This window comes from Phenylobacterium sp. (assembly GCF_036263695.1).
Classification (GTDB): Bacteria; Pseudomonadota; Alphaproteobacteria; order Caulobacterales; family Caulobacteraceae; genus Phenylobacterium.
The window spans coordinates 1-3,046 of sequence record NZ_DATAGM010000142.1 but is presented as its reverse complement, the minus strand read 5'-3'; the positions used below and the strand labels follow the sequence as shown (position 1 = coordinate 3,046).

Annotated in this window: 6 protein-coding genes; 1 reads left to right on the top strand and 5 read right to left on the bottom strand. The window is 70.2% G+C overall.

The genetic code is table 11. The features are described 5' to 3' along the window. The 5 genes from VHK87_RS05705 to VHK87_RS05685 all read right to left on the bottom strand — a co-directional run. Positions 1-658, bottom strand: a 658-nt coding sequence (locus tag VHK87_RS05705; RefSeq protein ID WP_329633932.1) for an anti-sigma factor, incomplete at its 3' end; no start/stop codon positions are given. After that, positions 655-1,281, bottom strand: coding sequence for a sigma-70 family RNA polymerase sigma factor (locus tag VHK87_RS05700; RefSeq protein WP_329633931.1), 627 nt, complete (start codon positions 1,279-1,281; stop codon positions 655-657). The genes VHK87_RS05705 and VHK87_RS05700, both read right to left, overlap by 4 nt. Positions 1,282-1,302: 21 nt before the next feature. Beyond that, complete coding sequence (locus tag VHK87_RS05695) at positions 1,303-1,710, bottom strand: cupin domain-containing protein (RefSeq protein ID WP_329633930.1); 408 nt, start codon at positions 1,708-1,710, stop codon at positions 1,303-1,305. A 98-nt stretch (positions 1,711-1,808) separates the two neighbouring features. Further along, positions 1,809-2,219, bottom strand: a complete 411-nt coding sequence (locus tag VHK87_RS05690) for a cupin domain-containing protein (RefSeq protein ID WP_329633929.1) — start codon at positions 2,217-2,219, stop codon at positions 1,809-1,811. Between the two features lie 55 nt (positions 2,220-2,274). Continuing rightward, entirely contained in the window at positions 2,275-2,502 is a 228-nt protein-coding gene (locus VHK87_RS05685; protein ID WP_329633928.1) for a hypothetical protein, read from the bottom strand. A gap of 254 nt (positions 2,503-2,756) precedes the next feature. On the opposite strand from VHK87_RS05685, the gene VHK87_RS05680 reads away from it, so the two are divergent. After that, positions 2,757-3,046, top strand: a 290-nt coding sequence (locus VHK87_RS05680) for a hypothetical protein (protein ID WP_329633927.1), incomplete at its 3' end; no start/stop codon positions are given.

The window sequence follows — 3,046 nt, the reverse complement described above, 5'->3', positions numbered from 1 at the left end:
CCGGCGGCTCGACCGAGATCGCCAGCTTGGCGCCTTCGCGGGCCATCGGCGCCATGGCCGTCATCGGAACGGCCTTCGACACGCCCCGCTCGACGATGCCCAGCGAGCGGGGCTTGCCGTCCGCCGGGATCAGCCACAGCTCGTGCACCTTGCCGGGATGGGCCTCCGGGGGCGCCAACGAGGTGATCACCAGCGCCTTACGATCGGGATCGTAGGCGGCGACGAACAGCTGCTGGCCCCCCTCGGTGCTCAGCTGCGCGCTCATCAATTGACCGGCCGCCGGCGCGGGCTGCACGATCACTTCCGGCGGGCGACTGGCGAGCACGACCACAGCCGCGAGGCTCGCCGCCATCAGCCCGAACGCGCCGAAGCTCGCGCGCCGCCAGGTCGAGACGCTGCGGCGCAGGTCCGCCACATCGTCATTGGCGGGCAGCGCCCGCTCGATCGAGGCCCAGAGCCCGGCCGACGGCGGGGCCGGGGGAACCTCGTCGATCAGCGGCGCCAGCCGTTCGCGCCAGGCCTCCACTTCGCGCGCAAAGGCCGGATCGGAGGCCATGCGCGCCTCCGCGGCGGCGCGCTCTGGGGCGCTCAGTACGCCGAGCGCATGTTCCGCCGCCAGGGCGTCGTCGCCGATCAGTTCGGGGCCCACGTCGCTCATCGCTCCAGGCACCCCCGAAGCTTGATCAATCCGCGGCGTATCCAGCTCTTCACGGTGCCGAGCGGGGCGCCGGCGCCGACCGCCAGCGCCTCGTAGGTGACCCCGCCAAAGAAGGCCGTGCGGATGATGCCGGCGGTGCGGACGTCCAGCTCCTCCAGGCAGCGCGCGAGCGCGCTGTCGGATTGGGCGGCGGCGACCTGCGCCTCGGCGCTCGGCGCGCCGTCCGCGATCTCCACGTCTTCGAGGGTGTCGGCGTTGGCCAGCGGCCCGCGCGCCCGCAACCGGTCGATGGCCCGATTGCGCGCGATGGTCGAGATCCAGGTCATGACGCTGGCCCGCCCGGGTTCGAACCGGTCGGCCCGCCGCCACACCGTCAGATAGACCTCCTGAAGCACGTCTTCGCTCTCGTCTCTGTCCGAGAGGATACGAAGGCACACGCCGAAAAGCTTCGCCGACGTGGCCTCGTACAATTGTCGCAGGGCGGCGCGCTCGCCCGCCGCGACGCGCGCCATCATGTCGGAGAGTGGATCTGGACCGGTCGCGGCGGGCAAATTGGCTGCTTTGCTGTCACTCGCCGGATGGCGTTGTCCTGAAATGGCGCCACGGCGGGCGGCGAATGGCAAGCCCGGCGGCGCGGATCTGACCTAAAGCCCGCCCGCGCTGGCGGCGGTCTCTTCGGCGGGCAGCTGATCGATGACGAAGATCTCGACGGCTTCGTCGCCGACGGCCCTGGCCAGATGCCAGTCGCCGGCCGCTTCGGTGGCGATCTCGCCGGCGCCGACGAGCTGTTCCTCGCCGGTGACGAGGTTGGAGACCTTCAGCTGGCCGGAGACGATGAACAGGTGGCGGATGTAGGGCTGGCGGTGCTCGGCGAGCGTGCCGCCGGCCTCCAGCCGCTGCTGGGTGATGGCGACCTGGACCTTGCCTTCCAGCTCCGGATCGGCGGCGAGGCCCGCGAGCGAAGGGGGCGCGACGGGCGCGGACGGCGCGGCGGCGAGCGCCAGGCCGGGGGCTGCGACGAGGGCCAGAGCGGCGATAGCGATTGTTCTCATTATGGTACCTCCCTGCCCCGCTACTGCACGCCGGGCGCCAACCGTTAGCACATTGTTAAGCTTTGGCGAGGGGCGAGGTTCCCATCCGTGCGGCGTCGTCAGCGCCGCTGCATGTTCGACGCGCCCGGCGGGGTCTGGTCGATGACCAGCAACCGGACGGGCTCATCGCCGAGGGCCTGGCCGGTGTGCCATTGGCTCAACGCCTCGACGGCGAAGTCGCCGGTCTTCAGCTCGCGCGTCTCGCCGGTGTCGATGTTCTTCACGGCGATGCGGCCGGCGAGCACGCGGATGTAGCGGGGGTGAGGGTGGCGATGCTCGGGCAGGCTGGCGCCGGCGGGGATCAGGGTCTCGGACACGGTCACCTGCACCGGCCCCTGCGGCAGCCGGATCGGTTGGCCTGACAAGGTGGCGTCAAACTGGCCGACCGGCGTGCTGATGGGCGCCGGGGGCGGCTGAGCGGCGGCCGGGACCGTGAGCGCGGCGAGTATCAAGACGGACGCGAGCTTCATGGGGCCTCCTGCCGGTGCAGGATGAACCGTTTCGCCCGCGCTCGAAAAGCGCCGCCTAGTGGGCCGCTTCCTTCTTTGTGGTCCGCTTGGCGGCCCGCTTGGCGGCGGCGGCCTCGGTCTTCTCGGCCTGGCGCTGGGCCGCGGCTTCCTCGAGCGCCGGCAACAGTTCGGCGGCGGCGGCCTGCTGCTTGGCCGAGCCCTCTTCCGAAAGTCGGCGTGCGTTGGCCAGGAGATTCTTCAGGCCGTCGTCGTCCAGCTCCGGGATCTTCTCGATCAAGGTCATTCCGGGGAAGTCTCCATCAGCGTCCGCACGCGGCGTCGCGCGGTCATATCATGTGATAAGGCTAAGGTCGTGAAAGGGTTCCAGGTCGGGGCGATCACGAGGCGCTGAACCGGCCCTGCTCCATGTCGTCGCAAGCTCTCCCTTGCCCTGTCCCGACTCCCCAACTAAACGGGCGACTTAACCTGCAATCCGGTCGGTGAAGGCCGCGCGGCCAGCTCGCGCGACCCGGCCTTGGCGCGCGAGATGAGCCCGAAATGCCCAAACGCACCGACCTGAAGTCGATCCTGATCATCGGCGCCGGCCCGATCGTCATCGGCCAGGCCTGCGAGTTCGACTATTCCGGGGTGCAGGCCTGCAAGGCGCTGCGGGCCGAGGGCTACCGGATCGTGCTGGTGAACTCCAACCCGGCGACGATCATGACCGATCCGGACGTGGCCGACGCTACCTACATCGAGCCGATCACGCCGGAGATGGTCGCCAAGATCATCGAGAAGGAGCGGCCGGACGCCCTCTTGCCGACCATGGGCGGCCAGACCGCGCTGAA

Excerpts from the sequence above, each read along its gene's own strand:
- VHK87_RS05685 (WP_329633928.1), bottom strand. The coding sequence starts at position 2,502 with ATGACCTTGATCGAGAAGATCCCGGAGCTGGACGACGACGGCCTGAAG.
- VHK87_RS05690 (WP_329633929.1), bottom strand. The coding sequence starts at position 2,219 with ATGAAGCTCGCGTCCGTCTTGATACTCGCCGCGCTCACGGTCCCGGCC.
- VHK87_RS05695 (WP_329633930.1), bottom strand. The coding sequence starts at position 1,710 with ATGAGAACAATCGCTATCGCCGCTCTGGCCCTCGTCGCAGCCCCCGGC.